We start from the raw sequence: 17613 nt of genomic DNA on the forward strand, positions 1-17613 counted from the left end.
GCGGCCCGGGGTCGCGGCCCACGGGCAGCGGCGCACCCCGTCCTCGCCGAGCACGCTCCCGTCGGGGCCGTCGGGACCGTCGGGGTCGCTCACGACGGCCGGCTCATCGCAGGGCGGTCGCCATCGCCTCGAGGTGGGCCGGGGTGGAGCCGCAGCAGGCGCCGACCAGGTCCACGCCGAGGTCGCGAAGCTCGGTGGCGTGACGGGCGAGGTCCTCGGGGGTGGCGTCGTACTCGAAGTGGTCGCCGACGACCTGGGGGAGGCCCGCGTTGGACTGGGCGACCAGCAGCAGGCCCTCGGGCCGCGCCTGGGCCATCTGGCCGGCGATGACCAGCATCTCGGCCGGGCCGCGACCGCAGTTGGCCCCCACCGCCGACGCCCCGGCCTCGGCCAGCTCGGCGACGGCCGTCGCGGGGGCGACGCCCATCATCGTGCGCAGGTTGGTGTCGAAGCTCATCGTGACCACGACCGGGAGGTCGGGCACGACCTCGCGGGCCGCGGCCAGCGCGGCCCGGGCCTCGCCCAGGTCGCTGAGCGTCTCGACGAGGACGAGGTCGATGCCGCCGTCGCGCAGGCCGCGGAGCTGCTCGGCGAAGATCGCCTGGGCGTCGGCCTCGGTCATGGTGCCGAGCGGCTCCAGCAGCTCGCCGGTCGGGCCCAGGCCACCGGCGACGAGCGCGCCGTGGGCGTCGGCGACCCCGCGGGCCAGCCGGGCCCCGGCCTCGTTGAGCTCGTGGACGCGGTTGCCGAGCCCGTGCATCTCCAGGCGCGGCCGGGTGCCGCCGAAGGTGTTGGTGGTCAGCACGCGGGCGCCGGCGGCGGCGTACGACTCGTGGGCGGAGGTGATGGCCTCGGGGCGCTCGACGTTCCACAGCTCGCCGGAGCCGCCGTCGTCGAGGCCCAGGTCCTGGAGCAGCGTGCCCATGCCGCCGTCGAGCAGCACGCTGCCGCCCTCGGCGCGGGACACGAGCTCGGTCAGGGCGGGGTGCGTCGGAGTGCTCACGTGCCGAGCCTAGGCCGTGGCGCCGACGGCCGTCGCGCTCACGGCCCCCGACTCACCAGACGTACGCCGGGCAGCACCGGTGCGTGCAACGGGTCGCGGGGGTCGTCGGCCGGCAGCTCGAACCGGTCGGCCTCGCCGGAGTCCAGCCGGGCCTCCCAGGCCCGACGGTGCTCGACGACCTCGTCGTGGGTGCGGCCGATGAAGTTCCACCACATCACGATGCGCTCGCCGAAGGGCGGCCCACCGAGGAGCAGCAGCCGCGCGGGCTCGTCGCACTCGAGCACGAGCCGGTCCCGGCCCGGCTCCAGGAAGCCCAGGTCGGCGCGCCCCAGGGGCTCGCCGTCGACCCGCACCGCGCCGGTGTCGACCAGCACGCCGAGCTCGAAGCCCGGGTCGACGGGCACCTCCAGCCGGGTGCCCGCGTCCAGCACGAGCTCGGCACCCAGCAGCGGCGAGAACGTGTGCACCGGCGAGGTCGAGCCCAGCAGCGACCCCAGGAACACCCGCGCCGCCCACCCCGGCCCGGTGACCGGCTCGGGCGCGTGGTGCTCGAAGGCCGGGGCGGTCTCGCGGTCGCCGTCGGGGAGCGCGAGCCAGAGCTGGGCGCCGTGGAGCGTGACGGTGGCGGGGGTGGAGTACTCGCTGTGGCTGATCCCCCGGCCCGCCGTCATCAGGTTGACCTCGCCGGGCCGGACGGTGGCGTGGTGACCGGCGGAGTCGCGGTGCTCGATCTCGCCCGAGAACAGCCAGCTCACCGTCTGCAGGCCGGTGTGGGGGTGGGGCGGGACGACCATCCCCTCGGCCGCTCCCCCGGCCCCGCCGGGCCCCGCCACGTCGTCGGGGCCGTAGTGGTCCACGAAGCACCACGCCCCGATCAGGGTGCGGCCGCGCTGGGGCAGGGTGCGGCGCACGGTCATGGCGCGGAGGCCACCGAGGGGCACGTCGCGGGGTGCGAGGACGTCCATCGGTCCAGCCTGCCACTCCCGCACCCACCGGGGCCGTGGGACCCGTGGTCCAGGATGGGCCCATGACGTCCGCGAACGCCCCCACGCCCCTCCCCCACGGCTCCTGGCCCTCGCCGGTCTCGGCGGCCGACCTGGTGGCCTCCGGGGGCACCTCGGCCGACCCCCGCTCCGACGGCGGGCTCGTGCACTGGCTGCGGACGGCGCCGGAGACCGGCGCCCGCGTCATCTTGTCGCTGCGCGAGGCTGACGGCTCGGTGCGCGACCTCTCCCCGGAGTGGATGTCGGTGCGGTCTCGCGTGCACGAGTACGGCGGCGGCGCGTGGACGGTCCGCGACGGCGTCGTGGTGGCGGTTGATCTCGTGACCCAGCAGCTGTGGCGCCTCGACGGCGAGCCGCGGCCGCTGTCGCCGACACCCGCGGAGGGGGAGGACGCCGCGGTGCGCTGGGCGGCGCCCGAGGTCGACGTCGCGCGCGGGGTCTGCTTCGTGGTCCGGGAGGACCACCGCGGCACCGACGTCGAGCCGGTCAACGAGATCGTGCGCGTGCCCCTCGACGGCCCCCCCGGGTTCGGCGAGGTGGTCGTGGCCGGGCGTCGGCGGGCGCTGCCCCGCCCCGACGCCGACGACGCGGGTGACCCCGCGCTGCCCGACTTCGTCAGCGACCCCGTGCTCTCCCCCGACGGCGCCCGGCTGGCGTGGGTGCAGTGGTCGCACCCCGCGATGCCCTGGGACGCCGCGAGCGTGGTCGTCGCCGACCTCGACGAGGCCGGCGACGCCGTGTCCGTGCGACGGGTCGGGGGCGGGCCGGGACAGACCGCGACCGAGCCGGTCTGGGTGGACGCCACCCGGCTGGCGTTCCTGGCCGACCCCGAGGGGTGGGCCGTCCCGCACGTCGTCGACGTCACCGGGTCCTCCGACCCCCTCGCCCTCGCCCCCACGGACTCCGAGTGGGGCCTGCCGGGCTGGATGTTCCGGACCCGCGCGATGGCGCTCGCCCCCGACGGTCGGCTCGTCGGCGTGCGCACCGTCGACGGTCTCCAGCGCCTGAGCACCGTCACGCCGTCGCTGCCCGGCGCGGTCACCGACCTCGACCTCCCGCTGCTGGCCGCGAGCGGGCTCGCCCCGCACGACGGCGGCCTGGTCCTCGACGCCGGGCTCCCCGACGTCGGGGCGGCCGCCTCCACGGTCGCCCTCGAGGGCTCCTCGGCCACGCTCGAGGTGCTCGCGGCGCGCGGGACCGTCCCCGACCCGGCGTACGTCGCCGCGGCGGAGGCCGTCAGCTGGACCGGTCACGCCGGGGACACGGCGTACGGCTTCCTGCACCGGCCGACCCACCCCGACGTCACCGGGCCCGAGGGCGAGCTGCCCCCGCTGGTGGTGATCGCCCACGGCGGTCCCACGTCGGCCACGAACGCGGTCCCGCGCACCTCGACGGCGTGGTTCACCTCGCGCGGGATCGCGGTGCTCGACGTCAACTACGCCGGCTCGACGGGCTACGGCCGGGCCTACCGCGAGCGGCTGACCGGCACGTGGGGGGTCGCCGACATCGAGGACGTGGTGGCCGGCGCACGGCACCTGGCCGAGACCGGGGTCGTGGACGGGGCGCGGCTCGGCGTACGGGGTGGGTCGGCGGGTGGCTTCGTGGTCTTCGCCGCGCTGGCCTTCCACGACGCGTTCAGCGCGGGCGTGAGCTACTTCGGCGTCTCGGACCTGTCGCTGCTGGCGCAGGAGACCCACAAGATGGAGTCGCGCTACCTCGACGGGCTGGTGGGCCCGTGGCCGGCGGCCCGCGAGATCTACGCGGCCCGCTCGCCGCTGCACCACGTCGAGGACATCACCGCCCCGCTGCTGCTGCTCCAGGGCGACGCCGACCGCGTGGTGCCGCCCTCGCAGGCCGAGGTGATGGAGCAGGGCCTGCGCGCCCTGGGCCGCCCGGTCGCGCTCGAGGTCTTCGCCGGCGAGGGCCACGGCTTCCGGGCTCCGGAGAACATCGTCCGCGCCGCCGAGGTCGAGCTGTCCTTCCTGGGCCAGGTCTGGGGCTTCACCCCTGCCGGCGACCTCCCCGAGGTCGACCTGGGCTGAGGCCGGCGCGCCGAGGAGGCTCGTCTGGCGCCCGAGGAGGCTGGTCTGGCGCCCGAGGAGGCTCGTCCGGCGCCCGAGGAGGCTGGTCTGGCGCCCGAGGAGGCTCGTCCGGCGCCCGAGGGGGCTGGTCTGGCGCCCGAGGGGGCTCGTCCGGGGGTCCGGTGGTCCCCCAGACCACCTGTGGTCGGCGGTCCCGCGCCCTAGGCTGCGGCCATGGCCCCACGCGCTGCCGACCGACCCGCCTCGCCCGCCCGCACCCGCCCCACCACGGCGGAGCTGGAGCCGGTCGACCGGCGTCCGAGCCTCCTGGTGCTGCCGCTGCGCCTGGCGAGGGCCGGGGTCACGATCACCCTGGCCGCGGGCACGTTCCTGGCCCCGGAGGGCGTCCTCCGCCGCCGAGGGGGGTACGCCGACCAGCTGGCCGCCCTGCTCGGCGAGGGCGGGATGATCGGCAAGCTGGACGCGATGACCCGCGACCCCCAGAGCCCGCTGGGACGGCTGGCCGAGCTCGCCGACGCCGCCGGCCCGGCCCGACCGCTCGGACGGGCCATCGCCCGCGGCGGGATCCTGGACCGCACGCTCGCCGAGGAGGGGCCGCTGGCCCGCCTGCTCAGCGAGGGCGGCGCGGCCGACCGGCTGCTCGAGCCCGGTGGTCCGCTCGACCGGCTGCTCGCCCCGGGCGGCGTGCTCGACCGGCTGCTGGTCGAGGACGGCCCGCTCGAACGACTGGTCGACGAGGGCGGCGCGCTCGACCGCGTGACCCGCGAGGGCGGTGTGCTCGACATCGTGCTCGCCGAGGGCGGCCTGCTGGACCGGCTGCTGAGCGAGGACGGGTTCGTGGACAAGCTGGTCGCCGACGGCGGCACGCTCGACCAGCTCGTCGCGCTCGGACCGATCCTCGAGGAGGTCCACCCGCGGCTCCTCGACCTCGTCGGGGTGATCCCCGAGCTGCGCGCCTCGATCGAGACCCTGGGCGAGTCCGTCGGCCCGCTGGGCGACCTGGCCAACCGGCTGCCCGGGCGTCGGCGTACGCCCTCCGCGGCGAAGGACGCCGGCTGAGGCGCTGAGCCACCGGCGTACGCACGCCGGACGAGCCTCCTCGGGGACTAGACGAGCCTCCTCGGCGTACACACGCGCCCCCTCGGCGTACACACGAGCCCCCTCGGCGTACACACGAGCCCCCTCGGCGTACACACGAGACCCTCGGCGGGGGCCCGGGGATGCGAGGACCCCCGGCGGCCTGGGGCCGACCGGGGGTCGTCGAGGTGGTGCGTGGGGCGCTGGGGTCAGCGGGAGCGGCGGCCGCCGCCGCTGAAGGAGGCGGCGCTGTGGCTGCCGCCCGAGCTCGCGGCGGGGGCGCCGGAGCGACGGCCGCGCGAGCGACCGGCACCGGCGGGCTTGCTACCGCCGTTGGACGAGCCGCCGGCCGACGAGCCACCACGGCCGCCACCACCGCTGCGACGACGGCCACCGCCACCGCCACCGTTCGACGAGCCGCCGGGGCGGCCGCCGTTCTGGACCGCGGGACGGTCGTCCTTGAGGCCACCCTCGACCAGGACGCGCTCGCCGGGCGCGAGCTGCTGGAGCATCGCGTGGCCGGGACCGGAGATCCGGGTCGTGGTGGGGTTGATCTTGGCGGCGCGGGTCAGGTCGCGGACGTCCTTGACCTGCGAGTCGGTCATCAGCGTGATGACCGTGCCGGCGGCACCGGCGCGGGCGGTGCGGCCCGAGCGGTGCAGGTAGGCCTTGTGCTCGGCCGGCGGGTCGGCGTGGATGACCAGCGCGACGTCGTCGACGTGGATGCCACGTGCGGCGATGTCGGTGGCGACCAGCGTCGTGGCGCGGCCGGAGTGGAAGGCCTCCATGTTGCGGGTGCGCGCGTTCTGGGCCAGGTTGCCGTGCAGCTCGATGGCGGGTACGCCGCGCTGGTTGAGCTGGCGGGCCAGGTTCTTCGCGCCGTGCTTGGTGCGGGTGAAGATCACCGTGCGGCCGGGGGCGCTGGTGAGGTCGACGAGCACCGGCACGCGCTGGTCGTGCTGCACGTGCAGCACGTGGTGGTCCATGGTCGACACCGGCGACTGCGCCGAGTCGGCCTCGTGGACGGCCGGGTCCACCAGGAACCGCTTGACCAGGACGTTGACGGCGCCGTCCAGCGTGGCGGAGAACAGCATCCGCTGGCCGCCGCGAGGGGTCTGGTCGAGCAGGCGACGCACGGCCGGGAGGAAGCCGAGGTCGGCCATGTGGTCGGCCTCGTCCAGGATCGTGATCTCGACGGCCGACAGGTCGGCGGCACGCTGCTGGATCAGGTCCTCGAGGCGACCGGGGCAGGCGATCAGGACGTCGACGCCGTTCTTGAGCGCGGCGACCTGCGGGCCCTGGCCCACGCCGCCGAAGACGGTGCGGGTGGTCAGGCCGGCGGACTTCGCCAGCGGCGCCAGCGCGGCGTCGATCTGGGCGACGAGCTCACGGGTGGGAGCCAGGATGAGGGCGCGCGGCTTCTTCGGCGTACGCCGGGCACCGGACTTCTCCAGGCGGGCCACGAGGGGCAGCAGGAAGGCCAGGGTCTTGCCGGAGCCGGTGCGGCCCCGGCCGAGCACGTCGCGACCCTTGAGGGAGTCGGGCAGCGTGGCGGCCTGGATCGGGGAGGGAGTGGTGATGCCGTCGCCCGCGATGATGGTCGCGAGGGACGAGGGCACACCGAGGTCGGTGAAGTCAGACAAGGGAGATTCGCTCACTGTGGGAAAAGTGTTCCGCACATAGCCGTAGTCGACGGGTTCGTCGAAGAAGTACGGGCGGCGTGGAGCACGAGCTGTGCTGCGACACGCATCAGGACCGGGCAGAACTGGACGATCCTTGTGCCACCAGACTAGGGCACCGGGGCCCGATCCCTCGCATCAACGGCCACGAACCGCCTGTGACCTGCGACTCCGCCCAGTCCCGACTCAGGCCCGACCGAGCTCGACCAGCGCGTGGGAGACCGCAGCCGTGACCGCCCGGGCCACGTCGGCCCGGTCGTCCTCCACCCGCTCCGGGACGACCTCGTGCACGATGCCGGCCCGCAGCAGCGAGGCCGCGTCGACGCCCTGGGCCGCCGCCATCTCGGCGGCGTGGTCGACGTCGCCGTGCCGGATCACGCTGGCGCCCTCGGGCGGCAGCGGGGAGAGCCACGCGTTGGCGGCCGCCAGCACCCGCCGGGCCGGCAGCAGCGCGAGCGCCCCTCCCCCGCAGCCCTGGCCGAGGATCACCGAGACGGTCGGGACGCTCAGCGTCACCAGGGCCGCGATGCAGCGGGCGATCTCGCCGGCCACCGCGCCCTCCTCGGCCGCCGGCGACAGCTCGGCGCCGGGGGTGTCCACGACGGTGACCAGCGGCAGCCGCAGCTCCTGCGCCAGCCGCATGCCGCGTCGCGCCTGGCGCAGCGCGGCCGGGCCCAGCGGGGTGGTCGCGGTCTGGCGCAGCCGGTCCTGGCCCACCAGCACGCACGGCTGCCCGTCGAGGCGGGTGAGGGCGATGATCACCGAGGCGTCGCGCTCGCCCTCCTCGGTCCCGCCCAGCGGGAGGGTGGCCTCGGCCAGCCGCAGCAGGTCGCGCACGCCGAGGCGCTGGTCGGACCGGGTCAGCCCGATCGACTCCCAGGCGGACGGGGTCTGCGCGGTGCCGGTCCGCAGCGGCAGCTCCGGCGCCGTGGGCGGGTCGACCAGCACCGCCAGGGTGCGGTCGACCAGCTCGGGCAGGTCCTCGGTCGCCACCACGGCGTCGATCACGCCGTGGGCCACCAGGTTCTCGGCCCGCTGGACCCCCTCGGGGAACGGCCGGCCCTCGAGCGCCTCGAAGACCTTGGGGCCCAGGAACCCGACCAGGGCACCCGGCTCGGCGACGGTCACGTGGCCCAGGGACCCCCACGAGGCGAACACCCCGCCGGTCGTGGGGTGGCGCAGGTGCACCAGGTAGGGCAGACCGGCCGCCCGGTGGTCCATCACCGCCCGGGAGATCTCGGCCATCTGCCAGAAGGCGGGCGTGCCCTCCTGCATCCGGGTGCCGCCCGACGCGGTGGTGGCGAGCAGGGGCAGCCCCTCGGCGGTGGCACGGCGTACGGCGTGCACGATGCGGCGGGCGGCGGCCATGCCGATCGACCCGCCCAGGAAGCGGAACTCGTTGACCACCACGGCGACGGGGCGACCGCGCACGAGCCCACGACCGGTCAGCACCGACTCGTCGGTCCCGGCCTTGGCCGCGGCCGCCTCGAGCTCGGCGCGGTAGGCGGGGTCGTGCCCGCTGGTGTCGACCGCCGCGTCCCAGGAGGTGAACGACCCGTCGTCGAGCACGAGGTCGACCAGCTCCTGGGCCCCCCAGCGACGGGTCACGGCCGCGGGTCCTCGCCGGGCGCCTCACCGGCCAGCCACGACCGCACGCCCCTGCCGTGCTGGTCCAGGGTGGGCGGGGCCCGGTGGTCGCGGCGGGTGACCTCGGTGCCGTCGGCGCCGAAGAAGCGCAGCGGCGGGCCGGGCAGGGTCAGCGGGCCGAGCACGTCGTGCTCGACGTCGACGAGCAGGCCCTGGCTGGCGACCTGGTCCCAGGCGTAGACCTCGTCGAGGCTGCGCACCTTGCCCGCGGGCACGCCGACCTCGGCCAGGCGCGCGAGCAGCGGCTCGGCGTCCCAGCCGGCGAAGGCCGCCTCGACGAACGCGATGGTCTCCTCCCGGTGCGCCACCCGCTCGGGGTTGCTGGCCAGGCCGGGGGTGGTGGCGTCGAGACCGAAGCCGTCGCACAGGCGGCGCCACAGGCCCTCGCTGCCCACCGAGATCTGCACGGCCCCGTCGCGGCAGTGGAACAGGCCGTAGGGGCAGATCGAGGGGTGGTGGTTGCCGGCCGCCCGGCCGACCTCGCCGGCGACGGTCCACCGGGTGCCCTGGAAGGCGTGCACCCCGACCGTCGCGGCGAGCAGGGAGGTCCGGACCACCGTGCCGCGGCCGGTGCGCTCGCGCTCGTGCAGGGCGGCGAGGACGCCGTACGCGCCGTACATCCCGGCGAGGAGGTCCGAGATCGGGACGCCGACCCGCTGGGGGTCCTCCGGCCCGGCGCCGGTCAGCGACATCAGGCCGGCCTCGCCCTGGGCGATCTGGTCGTAGCCCGCGCGACCGCCCTCCGGCCCGTCGTGGCCGAAGCCGGTGATCGAGAGCACGACCAGGCGCGGGTTGAGCTCCTGCAGCGAGGCGATCCCGAGGCCGAGCCGCTCCAGGACGCCGGTGCGGAAGTTCTCCACCAGCACGTCGGCGCGGGCCACCAGGCCGAGCAGCACGTCGCGGTCGTCCTCGGCCTTGAGGTCGAGGGTGATCGACTCCTTGTTGCGGTTGGCCGAGAGGAAGTACGTCGACTGGCGGTCGTCCTCGGGCCCCACGAAGGGCGGCCCCCACCCGCGGGTGTCGTCGCCGTGGCCGGGCGCCTCGACCTTGACCACGCGGGCGCCGAGGTCGCCCAGCATCATCGTGGCCTGCGGACCGGCCAGGGCCCGGGAGAGGTCGACGACGAGGACGTCGGCGAGAGGTCCGGTCGAGGGGAGGTCGGTCGTCGGTTCGTTCACGGGGTTCACCATCCCGGCAGCACGAGGGCTGCCCACACGAGGAGCGGTCCGACCAGGGTGACGAGCACGCCGTAGGTCAGGATCTGCTTGTAGTAGACGGACTCCTCGACCGTGTCGGGCCGGTTGGCCAGCATCAGCGCACCGTTGGTCGAGAAGGGACTCACGTCGACGATGGTGGACGACACCGCCAACGCCGCGACGAACAGGGCCGCGTTGATGCCGCCGTCGGAGATCAGCGGCACCGCGATCGGGATGATCACGGGCAGCAGCGCGGTGGAGGAGGCGAAGGCCGAGACCACGCCGCCGACGTAGCAGAGGATCAGCGCGCCGATCGCGGCCGCGCCCAGACCGGCGGCCCAGGTGCCGACGAACTCCGGCGCCTTGGCCGTGGTCAGCACGGTCGCGTAGGTGCTCACGCCGGCGACCAGGAGGACGGTCGGCCAGGCGATCTGCTTGACGGCCTCCTTGTGCTGGTTCGGGGCCAGCATGTTCAAGACGACGGCGGCGGTGATCGCCACGAAGCCGATGTTCTTGTCGAAGGCCAGCGAGATCACGGCCACCGCGACGAAGGCGACCAGCGTGAGCACCTGGTCGTGGCGCACGCCGGGGTCCGCGGTCCTCGTCCCCGTCGCGGTCGACGTGCCGTAGCCGCGCTGCGGGATGGTGGCCCCGCCGCGGTGCAGCTCCTCCGACATCTCGCCCGACAGCGTCGAGGGGTCCTCGTGCTCGAGCCGGCGGCTCATCAGCGACCGGCCCCCGAGGACCAGGAAGAGCACCAGCGCCAGGACGAAGTTGACGACCAGGCTGGTCAGGAAGACCGCGATCTCGCTGGAGGGCAGGCCCGCCCCCTCCATCACCGAGTTGGTGATGGTGCCGTAGATGCTGATCGGGGAGAAGCCACCGGCCTGGGCGCCGTGGACGACCATCATGCCCATCATCAGCGGGCTGATCCGGTAGCGACCGGCGAACCCCAGCGCGATCGGGCCGATGATCGCGCAGGCCGCCGGGCTGGCCGCGCCGATGGCGGTCAGCAGGGCGGTCACGAAGAACATCACCCACGGGATCAGGGCCACCCGCCCGCCCACGGCGCGGACCGCGCTGCGGACGATCAGGTCGACGGTGCCGTTGTTGCGCGCGATCGCGAACAGGTAGGTCACCCCGATCAGCGTCAGGATCAGGTCACCGCTGACGCCCCCCAGGATCGTCTTCTCGTCGAGGTCGAGCGCGTACATCCCGACCAGCCAGGCCGCGACGTACGCCAGCGCCCCCATGTTGATCGGCAGCAGCGTGCCGATGACGAACAACGCCACCAGCGCGAGGATCGCCACCCATTCGGCTCCCATGTCCCACGTCCCTTCCCGAGGAGGCCCGGCCCTGTGACTCGGCTCACCTTGTGGATCAGTGGCCTAGCCAATAGCCCAACAGGCCAGGTGTCAATAGAGTGGCCCTCATGACTTCCCCGTCCTCGGGTCGTGAGCTGCCGGCCCGGCTCACCCGCACGCGCCTCTACGAGCAGGTCGCGGAGCAGATCACCGCCTGGATCACCGACAACGGACTGGGTCCCGGCGACCGGATCCCCCCGGAGCGCGAGCTCGCCGCCCGGCTGGGCGTGAGTCGCGCGACGCTGAGCCAGGCCCTGGTGGCCCTCGAGGTGGTCGGCGTCGTCGCGGTCCGCCACGGCGACGGCACGATCGTGACCTCGACGGCCACCACCACGGGACGCATCGTGGAGTCCATCCGGGCCCACGCCGACCGGCTCCCGGAGATCATCGACACCCGCGACGCCCTGGAGACCAAGCTGGCGGCGCTGGCCGCCGCTCGCCGCACGACCGAGGACCTGGCGCGCATCGACGAGGCGCTCGAGGCGATGGCCGCCGACGTCGAGGCCGGGGGGCGCGGGGTCGAGGGGGACGAGCGCTTCCACGCCGCCGTCACCGCCGCCGCGCACTCGCCCCTGCTGGCGAGGTTGATGGCCGAGATCTCCGAGCTGGTGCGCGAGACCCGGCTCGAGTCGCTCTCCCAGCCCGAGCGTCCCCGGTCCTCCCTGGCGGGGCACCGGGTGATCGCCGAGCAGATCCGGGCCCGCGACCCCGCGGGCGCCTCGCAGGCGATGCACGCCCACGTGGTGATGGTCAGCGATGTCGCCCTGCTGAGGCCCTCGCAGGGTTAGGCTCACCCTCCGGTGCAGACAGGCGCCTTGCCCGTCGGGCCGGTCGAGAGGCTGCGTCATGACGGTTCTGCACGGATCACCCGCACCCACGAGCCCGGCGACCGGCCTGGGTGCTCTGCCGGCCCCCCGGTCGAGCGGCGCGACGAGCGTCAACGGCGGCCCGGCCTTCGCCCAGGCCCGCGTGCTGTGGACCCGGCTCGAGGAGGCCCGGGTGGCCCTGGCCGACCTCCGCTGCAGCAAGCCCAACACCCTGCACGACGCGCGGGCGCGGGTCGAGTGCCTCGAGGCGCTGCAGGCGTACGCCGACTGCCTGGTCGCCCAGAACCGGCCGGTGCCCTACGCGCTGCGCGACGAGCTGCGCCTGATGCGCCTGACCTGCGGGACCACCTCCGGCTGGTGACGCGGCCACCGGCGACGGCCACCGTCGGCCGCGCCGGGACCCCGTCCTGCCCGTCCTGCCCAGCCCGCGGGACGCCGGGCGATTGACCCGGCCTCCGCCGGGGTAACCGCAGGTGAGCCCCGGGGGACGGGGCACGCACGGAACAGGGACGGGGCACACCATGGTCACCGACGACACCATCGCCACGATCGACGTCACGGCACCGCCGAGCGGCACCGGGTGCGCCGACTGCGACGCCGCCCAGCCACCGGGGTGGTGGGTGCACCTGCGCCGCTGCGCCACCTGTGGGCACGTCGGGTGCTGCGACACCTCGCCGGACCAGCACGCGACGGCGCACGCGACGAGCACCGGCCACCAGGTGATCCGCAGCTTCGAGCCGGGCGAGGACTGGTTCTACGACTACGAGACCGGTCGCCCCTTCGACGGTCCCGAGCTCGTCGGGCCCGAGTCCCGACCCGTGGACCAGGACTCCCCGGGCCCCGCCGACCGGCTCCCGGAGGACTGGACCGAGCACCTGCACCGGTGACGGCCTGAGCGGTCGCCCCGGGGCGTTGCGACGCCCGAGGGCCCGGAGACCCGAAGTGCCCGCCACCCGGGGGGATGGGTGGCGGGCACAGGTCCAGGAAGGGGGCTCAGGCCTCCCTGGGGTGGCACGGCGTCAGACGCCGCGCCCGGCGGTCTCGGGTCCGCCAGGAGGACGACCGTGGGGGGACGTCCTCGAGATGGAACTCTGCTCCCGGCCCGCTGACAGCAGCCTGACGGTCGCCCGGCGACCTCGGGAACTTCTCGCTCCCGGCCGTCAGGCCGGCGCGCGACCGGGCTGATCGGGACGTCGGGCGAGCACGGCCCGGTGGTCCGAGCCGGTCGTGACCAGCCGTACGTCGCTCGCGCGGCCCGGGCCCAGGACGTCGTCGACCCGGCGCGGCCCGAGCGTGCCGGGGTGGTCCTTCCGCCCGTCCCAGGCCGAGGTCAGCCCCCGGAGCGCGAAGCCGTGCAGGTTGCTGTCCCCCACGACGTACGCCGTGTGGCCGCGCGCCGCGAGCCGGTCCACGAGCACCTGCAACCGCCGGGTCTCGCGCCGGTGCCGCTCGACCAGCCCGGGTCGGTCGTCGCGGTAGCGGCCGCCCCGCTGCACGCCGGAGACCAGGTGCTGGCTCACCAGCGCGACGGTCCGGGGCGTGGCGCGGTCCTGCCACAGCGACACCGTGGCGACCCGTCCGGGCTCCAGTGGCTGGGTGCCGCGGTCGGAGCGGGCGGGGAGGCTGAGCACCCACTGCCGGCAGCCCACCAGGAGGAAGCGATCGGCGCGGGCGCCCGTGACGCAACCGCCGACCAGCGGCGCGCACCAGACCCACCCGTGGTCGAGCCGACTCCCGCGCCACGGCACCGGCACCACCCGGCCGGTGCGTCGCAGCACCGTCGTCCGCGCGGGCGACCACTCCTGGAGCCCCACGAGGTCGGGCTCCTCCGCGAGCACGGCCGCCAGGGCCGTGGCCGCCGCCCCCCGGCCGAGGTCGCACTGCACGTTGGCCGTGGCGACCAGCGTGGAGGTCGGGCCGCCCCCGCCCGCGCTCACGAGGAGGCGCCGCCACCGTCCTGCGCGTGGGCGCGGCGCGACTTCACCACGTGCACCACGACGAGCACGACCAGCAGCCCGATCACGACGTAGCTGACGTCGGAGATGTAGGTGCTGATCACCGAGCCCAGGGCCCATCCCCCGAGCACGCAGGCCGAGGCCCAGACCAGGCCGCCCAGGACGTTGAAGACCAGGAACCGGCGGTAGTGCATCCTCGCCATGCCCGCGGCACCGGGCACCATCGCCCGCAGCAGCGCGGTGAAGCGGCCGACGAAGACGGCGACCGGCCCGCGGCGCCGCAGGAAGTCCTCGGCCTTCTGCCAGCGCTCCTGACCGACCTTGCGGCCCAGCCGGGTGTCCTGGATGCGCTCGCCGTACCGACGTCCGACGAGGTAGCCGACGCTGTCGCCGAGGATCGCCCCGGCGATCGCGAGCACCAGCACGACCACGAGGCTGGCGCCGCCACGACCGGCCAGGACCCCGCCGAAGACCACCGCGGCCTCGCCCGGCAGCACGAAGCCCAGGAGCACCGCCGCCTCGGCGAACGGGAAGCCGAACACGGCGACGTAGACCACCCACGCCGGCACGGACGACAGGAAGCTCTCGATCAGCCCGCTCACGGGGTGGACGCAGACGGGGTGGGGCGCATCACCCCATCCTGCCCGTCCCGCCTGACGGCCGGGTGACGACGAGCCGGACCGGTCAGCTGGTGACGTCCTTGACCCCGAAGCGCGCCCACGCGGCGAGCCAGAAGACGACGACGTAGGCCAGGGTCGAGTACAGACCCTGCGCCACCCCGCCCCACGCGATCGGGTCGCGCAGCAGGTCGCCGAAGGCCATCCAGTGGTGGGTGAGCAGGAACGGGTGGATCCAGGAGACCTGCGGGATCGAGTCGAGGATGAAGCTGGCCGTGCTGAACAGCACGGTGGTGATGGTCGCGGCGATCGGCTGCTCGGTCAGGGTCGAGACGAACAGCCCGACCGCGCCCAGGGCCGAGAGGCACAGCGCGAGGTACGCCGCGCTGGCCGCGATCCGCAGCAGGCCCTCGGCGAAGGAGATCTGGGTGCCCGAGAGCAGGGTCAGGTCGCCGCCGCCGAACAGCGCCAGCCCCACCAGCACGCCGGTGATCGCGACGGTGAAGGCGCCCGCGAAGGCGAACACCACGATCACGGCGTACTTCACCGCGAGCAGCCGGGCCCGCCGGACGGGCACGGTCAGCAGGTAGCGCAGCGTGCCGAGGTTGGCCTCGCCGGCCACCGCGTCGCCGGCGATGGTCGAGACCGCGAGCGGCAGGAACAGCCCGAGCTCGATGCCGAGGGCGGCCAGCGCGACGAAGAGGCCGTTCTGGGTGATGGAGTCGAAGAACTCGGGCCCGTCGCCACCGCGGCCGGGGCTCGAGACCTTGACCGCGAAGGCGATCAGGATCGGCACCAGCGCGAGCACCACCAGGGCGCCCTGGTTGCGGCGGCGGCGGAAGACCAGCCGCACCTCCGAGCGCAGGAACCGGGTCGAGACCCGCGCGGGCCGGTCGGCGGACCCGCTCGGAGCGGGCGTGGGACGGGCGGGGGCCTCAGCCGCTGACATCGAAACCACTTCCTGTGAGGGAGACGAACACGTCCTCCAGCGACGGCGTCTCGACCCGGAACCCGGTGACGGCCAGGCCGCGGTGCACGCATGCGGCGACCACCTCGGACGCGGCCACGTCGCCCAGCCGTCCGGTGGCCGTGCCGTCGGCGGTGGCGACCTCGGACAGGCCGAGCGCGCGCATCGCCTCGGCCGCGACCGCGGGTCGGTCGCAGTCGACGACGGCGAAGGGGGCCGCGTCGCCGCGGACCTCCGCGACCGTGCCCTGGCGGAGCAGGTGACCGGCGTGCATGACGCCGAGGTGGGTGCACATCTGCTCGACCTCGGAGAGCAGGTGGCTCGAGATCAGCACGGTGGTGCGCTCCGCGGCGACCGCCGCGACCAGCGAGCGGATCTCGCGGGTGCCCTGGGGGTCGAGGCCGTTGGTGGGCTCGTCGAGGACGAGCAGGTCGCGCGGGCGCATCAGCGCGCCGGCGATGGCCAGGCGCTGACGCATGCCCAGGGAGTAGGCGCGGTAGCGCTTGGACGCCGCCGGCAGCAGTCCGACCCGCTCCAGGGCCGCCTCGATCCGGGCCCGCGAGGTGCGGCCCGAGGTGGTGAGGTCGGCGGCGTCGAGCCGGGCCAGGTTGTCGCGACCCGACAGGTAGGGGTGGAACGCCGGCCCCTCGACCAGCGCGCCGACCCGGGAGAGCACGTCGCCGGACCGGGCCGGGACCGGCTCGCCCAGGACGTGGATGTCACCGGCGGTCGGGTTCACCAGCCCCAGCAGCATCCGGATCGTGGTGGTCTTGCCTGAGCCGTTGGGCCCCAGGAAGCCGTAGACGGCGCCGCGCGGCACCAGCAGGTCGATCCCGTCGACGGCCAGCTGGGTGCCGAAGCGCTTGGTCAGCCCGGAGGTCCGGACGGCGGGCGCCGGCGCGTCCGGTCCGAGCGGCTCGTCCCTCACCCCCGGGCTGTCGGCCACGGTCGACGCAGCAGCCGTCATCGGCGGGCCAGGGCGGCGTACAGCGTCTCGGGGGACACGGCACCGACGGCGACGCGGCCGTCGTCGCTGAGCACCGCCGAGAACAACGTGCCGCGCAGGACCCGGCCCGAGCCCCAGTCACCGCTGACCTTCGGCAGGGCGGCGAGGACGCCGGCCAGGCTGCTCGCGCTCCCGGAGCCGGACCTCTGCGACTCGCCCTGACCGGAGCCCTTGGCGTCACCGCGCGCGGCGCCGGACAGCATCCCGGCCACGGCCTGGGCCGGGACCTTGCCGACGACCACGGTGGCCCAGCCGGTGCCGCTGACGACCGGCTCGTCGGCCTTCGCCCCGGCCCGGGGCTTCTGCGGCGCGGACTTCTTCTCGGTGGTGCCGGGGGCCTTGGTCGTCACCTTGGTGCCGGGCGGCGGGTTGAAGGCGAAGACCGAGGCCGCCGGGGCGGTGGGGTCGAAGGAGGTGAAGCCGACCTGGAACGCCGGGTCGTTCGCGCCGCGGGCGAAGACCTGGACCCGCAGCGGCACGCGGGTGGCGCCGTCGACGGCGATCCGCACGGACCCGACCAGGGAGCCGGCCTGCTTGGGCTCCAGGACCAGCTCGTAGGCGCGTCGTCCGGCCACGGTGGCGGTGCCGTCGGTGGCGACCTTCGTGCTGGGCGTGAGGGCCTTCAGGGCCGACTCGGCCGCCTGCTGCGGGGTGACCGTGGTGTCGGCCGGCGTGCGCTGCGAGGTGCGGTGCGCGGGGAGGGTGTAGCGGGTGGCGGTCTTGGCCTTGCTGGACCAGACCCAGACGGTCCGCCCGTTGCGGACGACGTCGGACTCTCCGAGGGAGCCCATCAGGGAGACGCGGGACTTCTGCGTCCCCGAGGACCACACCCGCAGGGTGTGCGAGCCGGAGACCAGCGAGCTGAGGTCCGAGCTGCCGCTGCCGCCGCCGAGGCCGGGGAGGCTGGGCAGGCCCAGCTCGGCGTCCTGGACGACCGTGCCGGAGAGCCCACCGATCTGGGCCTTCTGCACGTCGACGAGCAGCTGGGCGGCCGTGCGGGGCGCGAGGCGCTCACCGGCACTGGCCTGGATCAGCCCGATCGCCGAGCCACCGCCGGCCAGGACGACGGCCACGGTCGCGGGCACCAGCCAGCGCACGAGCGGGCGGCGGCGCCCGGACGAGGTGGCGGTCGCGGAGGTCGAGGAGGACGACGGGGTGCTGCCGGGAGGGGTGGACGCGGTGCTCATGACCCCATCGTGCCTCGCGCCCCCTGTGGGGATGCTGAGAAC

16 protein-coding genes are annotated in these 17613 nt (G+C 75.0%); 5 read left to right on the plus strand and 11 right to left on the minus strand.

The features are described from left to right. Positions 1–103 precede the first annotated feature (103 nt). Both ACYVDA_RS09865 and ACYVDA_RS09870 read right to left on the minus strand, forming a co-directional pair. On the minus strand, positions 104–1003 hold the full coding sequence (locus ACYVDA_RS09865) for a homocysteine S-methyltransferase family protein (RefSeq protein WP_460817783.1): 900 nt from the start codon (positions 1001–1003) through the stop codon (positions 104–106). A 38-nt stretch (positions 1004–1041) separates the two neighbouring features. After that, on the minus strand, positions 1042–1968 hold the full coding sequence (locus ACYVDA_RS09870) for a pirin family protein (RefSeq protein WP_460817785.1): 927 nt from the start codon (positions 1966–1968) through the stop codon (positions 1042–1044). 62 nt (positions 1969–2030) lie between these two features. Between ACYVDA_RS09870 and ACYVDA_RS09875 the strand changes: the two genes are divergently transcribed. Both ACYVDA_RS09875 and ACYVDA_RS09880 read left to right on the plus strand, forming a co-directional pair. Beyond that, positions 2031–4049 (plus strand): alpha/beta hydrolase family protein, encoded by a 2019-nt coding sequence (locus tag ACYVDA_RS09875; RefSeq protein WP_460817787.1) that lies wholly within the window; start codon positions 2031–2033, stop codon positions 4047–4049. Positions 4050–4262: 213 nt separating this feature from the next. Then, entirely contained in the window at positions 4263–5108 is an 846-nt protein-coding gene (locus ACYVDA_RS09880) for a type 1 glutamine amidotransferase family protein (protein WP_460817789.1), read from the plus strand. A gap of 227 nt (positions 5109–5335) precedes the next feature. Here ACYVDA_RS09880 and ACYVDA_RS09885 read toward each other — a convergent pair whose 3' ends face one another. From ACYVDA_RS09885 to ACYVDA_RS09900, 4 genes are all read right to left on the minus strand, one after another. Then, complete coding sequence (locus ACYVDA_RS09885; protein WP_460817791.1) at positions 5336–6784, minus strand: DEAD/DEAH box helicase; 1449 nt, start codon at positions 6782–6784, stop codon at positions 5336–5338. 207 nt (positions 6785–6991) lie between these two features. Further along, complete coding sequence (locus ACYVDA_RS09890) at positions 6992–8413, minus strand: carboxyl transferase domain-containing protein (RefSeq protein ID WP_460817793.1); 1422 nt, start codon at positions 8411–8413, stop codon at positions 6992–6994. Then, entirely contained in the window at positions 8410–9630 is a 1221-nt protein-coding gene (locus ACYVDA_RS09895) for a CaiB/BaiF CoA transferase family protein (RefSeq protein WP_460817795.1), read from the minus strand. Before ACYVDA_RS09895 ends, ACYVDA_RS09890 begins: the two co-directional genes overlap by 4 nt. A gap of 5 nt (positions 9631–9635) precedes the next feature. Further along, complete coding sequence (locus tag ACYVDA_RS09900) at positions 9636–10973, minus strand: SLC13 family permease (protein WP_460817797.1); 1338 nt, start codon at positions 10971–10973, stop codon at positions 9636–9638. 107 nt (positions 10974–11080) lie between these two features. On the opposite strand from ACYVDA_RS09900, the gene ACYVDA_RS09905 reads away from it, so the two are divergent. From ACYVDA_RS09905 to ACYVDA_RS09915, 3 genes are all read left to right on the plus strand, one after another. Beyond that, positions 11081–11800, plus strand: a complete 720-nt coding sequence (locus tag ACYVDA_RS09905; protein ID WP_460817799.1) for a FadR/GntR family transcriptional regulator — start codon at positions 11081–11083, stop codon at positions 11798–11800. A 58-nt stretch (positions 11801–11858) separates the two neighbouring features. Next, entirely contained in the window at positions 11859–12200 is a 342-nt protein-coding gene (locus ACYVDA_RS09910; RefSeq protein WP_460817801.1) for a hypothetical protein, read from the plus strand. 160 nt (positions 12201–12360) lie between these two features. Further along, positions 12361–12726 (plus strand): UBP-type zinc finger domain-containing protein, encoded by a 366-nt coding sequence (locus ACYVDA_RS09915; protein ID WP_460817803.1) that lies wholly within the window; start codon positions 12361–12363, stop codon positions 12724–12726. 273 nt (positions 12727–12999) lie between these two features. Here ACYVDA_RS09915 and ACYVDA_RS09920 read toward each other — a convergent pair whose 3' ends face one another. The 5 genes from ACYVDA_RS09920 to ACYVDA_RS09940 form a co-directional block, all read right to left on the minus strand. Further along, the gene (locus ACYVDA_RS09920) at positions 13000–13776 is read right to left on the minus strand and encodes a hypothetical protein (protein ID WP_460817805.1); all 777 of its coding nucleotides are present in this window, start codon (positions 13774–13776) and stop codon (positions 13000–13002) included. Beyond that, entirely contained in the window at positions 13773–14396 is a 624-nt protein-coding gene (locus ACYVDA_RS09925; RefSeq protein WP_460817807.1) for a DedA family protein, read from the minus strand. Before ACYVDA_RS09925 ends, ACYVDA_RS09920 begins: the two co-directional genes overlap by 4 nt. A gap of 82 nt (positions 14397–14478) precedes the next feature. Further along, complete coding sequence (locus ACYVDA_RS09930) at positions 14479–15360, minus strand: ABC transporter permease (RefSeq protein WP_460817809.1); 882 nt, start codon at positions 15358–15360, stop codon at positions 14479–14481. Beyond that, positions 15347–16345 (minus strand): ABC transporter ATP-binding protein, encoded by a 999-nt coding sequence (locus ACYVDA_RS09935; protein ID WP_460817811.1) that lies wholly within the window; start codon positions 16343–16345, stop codon positions 15347–15349. The genes ACYVDA_RS09930 and ACYVDA_RS09935 overlap by 14 nt, the downstream gene beginning before the upstream one ends. Next, entirely contained in the window at positions 16342–17571 is a 1230-nt protein-coding gene (locus ACYVDA_RS09940; RefSeq protein WP_460817813.1) for a LolA family protein, read from the minus strand. The genes ACYVDA_RS09935 and ACYVDA_RS09940 overlap by 4 nt, the downstream gene beginning before the upstream one ends. Positions 17572–17613 lie beyond the last annotated feature (42 nt).

The sequence above is a fragment of the Nocardioides korecus genome, assembly GCF_054778395.1.

Bases quoted from the DNA above. Each gene is read 5' to 3' on its own strand.
- ACYVDA_RS09870 (WP_460817785.1), bottom strand. From the start codon at position 1,968: ATGGACGTCCTCGCACCCCGCGACGTGCCCCTCGGTGGCCTCCGCGCC.
- ACYVDA_RS09875 (WP_460817787.1), top strand. From the start codon at position 2,031: ATGACGTCCGCGAACGCCCCCACGCCCCTCCCCCACGGCTCCTGGCCC.
- ACYVDA_RS09880 (WP_460817789.1), top strand. From the start codon at position 4,263: ATGGCCCCACGCGCTGCCGACCGACCCGCCTCGCCCGCCCGCACCCGC.
- ACYVDA_RS09900 (WP_460817797.1), bottom strand. From the start codon at position 10,973: ATGGGAGCCGAATGGGTGGCGATCCTCGCGCTGGTGGCGTTGTTCGTC.
- ACYVDA_RS09905 (WP_460817799.1), top strand. From the start codon at position 11,081: ATGACTTCCCCGTCCTCGGGTCGTGAGCTGCCGGCCCGGCTCACCCGC.
- ACYVDA_RS09910 (WP_460817801.1), top strand. From the start codon at position 11,859: ATGACGGTTCTGCACGGATCACCCGCACCCACGAGCCCGGCGACCGGC.
- ACYVDA_RS09915 (WP_460817803.1), top strand. From the start codon at position 12,361: ATGGTCACCGACGACACCATCGCCACGATCGACGTCACGGCACCGCCG.
- ACYVDA_RS09930 (WP_460817809.1), bottom strand. From the start codon at position 15,360: ATGTCAGCGGCTGAGGCCCCCGCCCGTCCCACGCCCGCTCCGAGCGGG.
- ACYVDA_RS09935 (WP_460817811.1), bottom strand. From the start codon at position 16,345: ATGACGGCTGCTGCGTCGACCGTGGCCGACAGCCCGGGGGTGAGGGAC.
- ACYVDA_RS09940 (WP_460817813.1), bottom strand. From the start codon at position 17,571: ATGAGCACCGCGTCCACCCCTCCCGGCAGCACCCCGTCGTCCTCCTCG.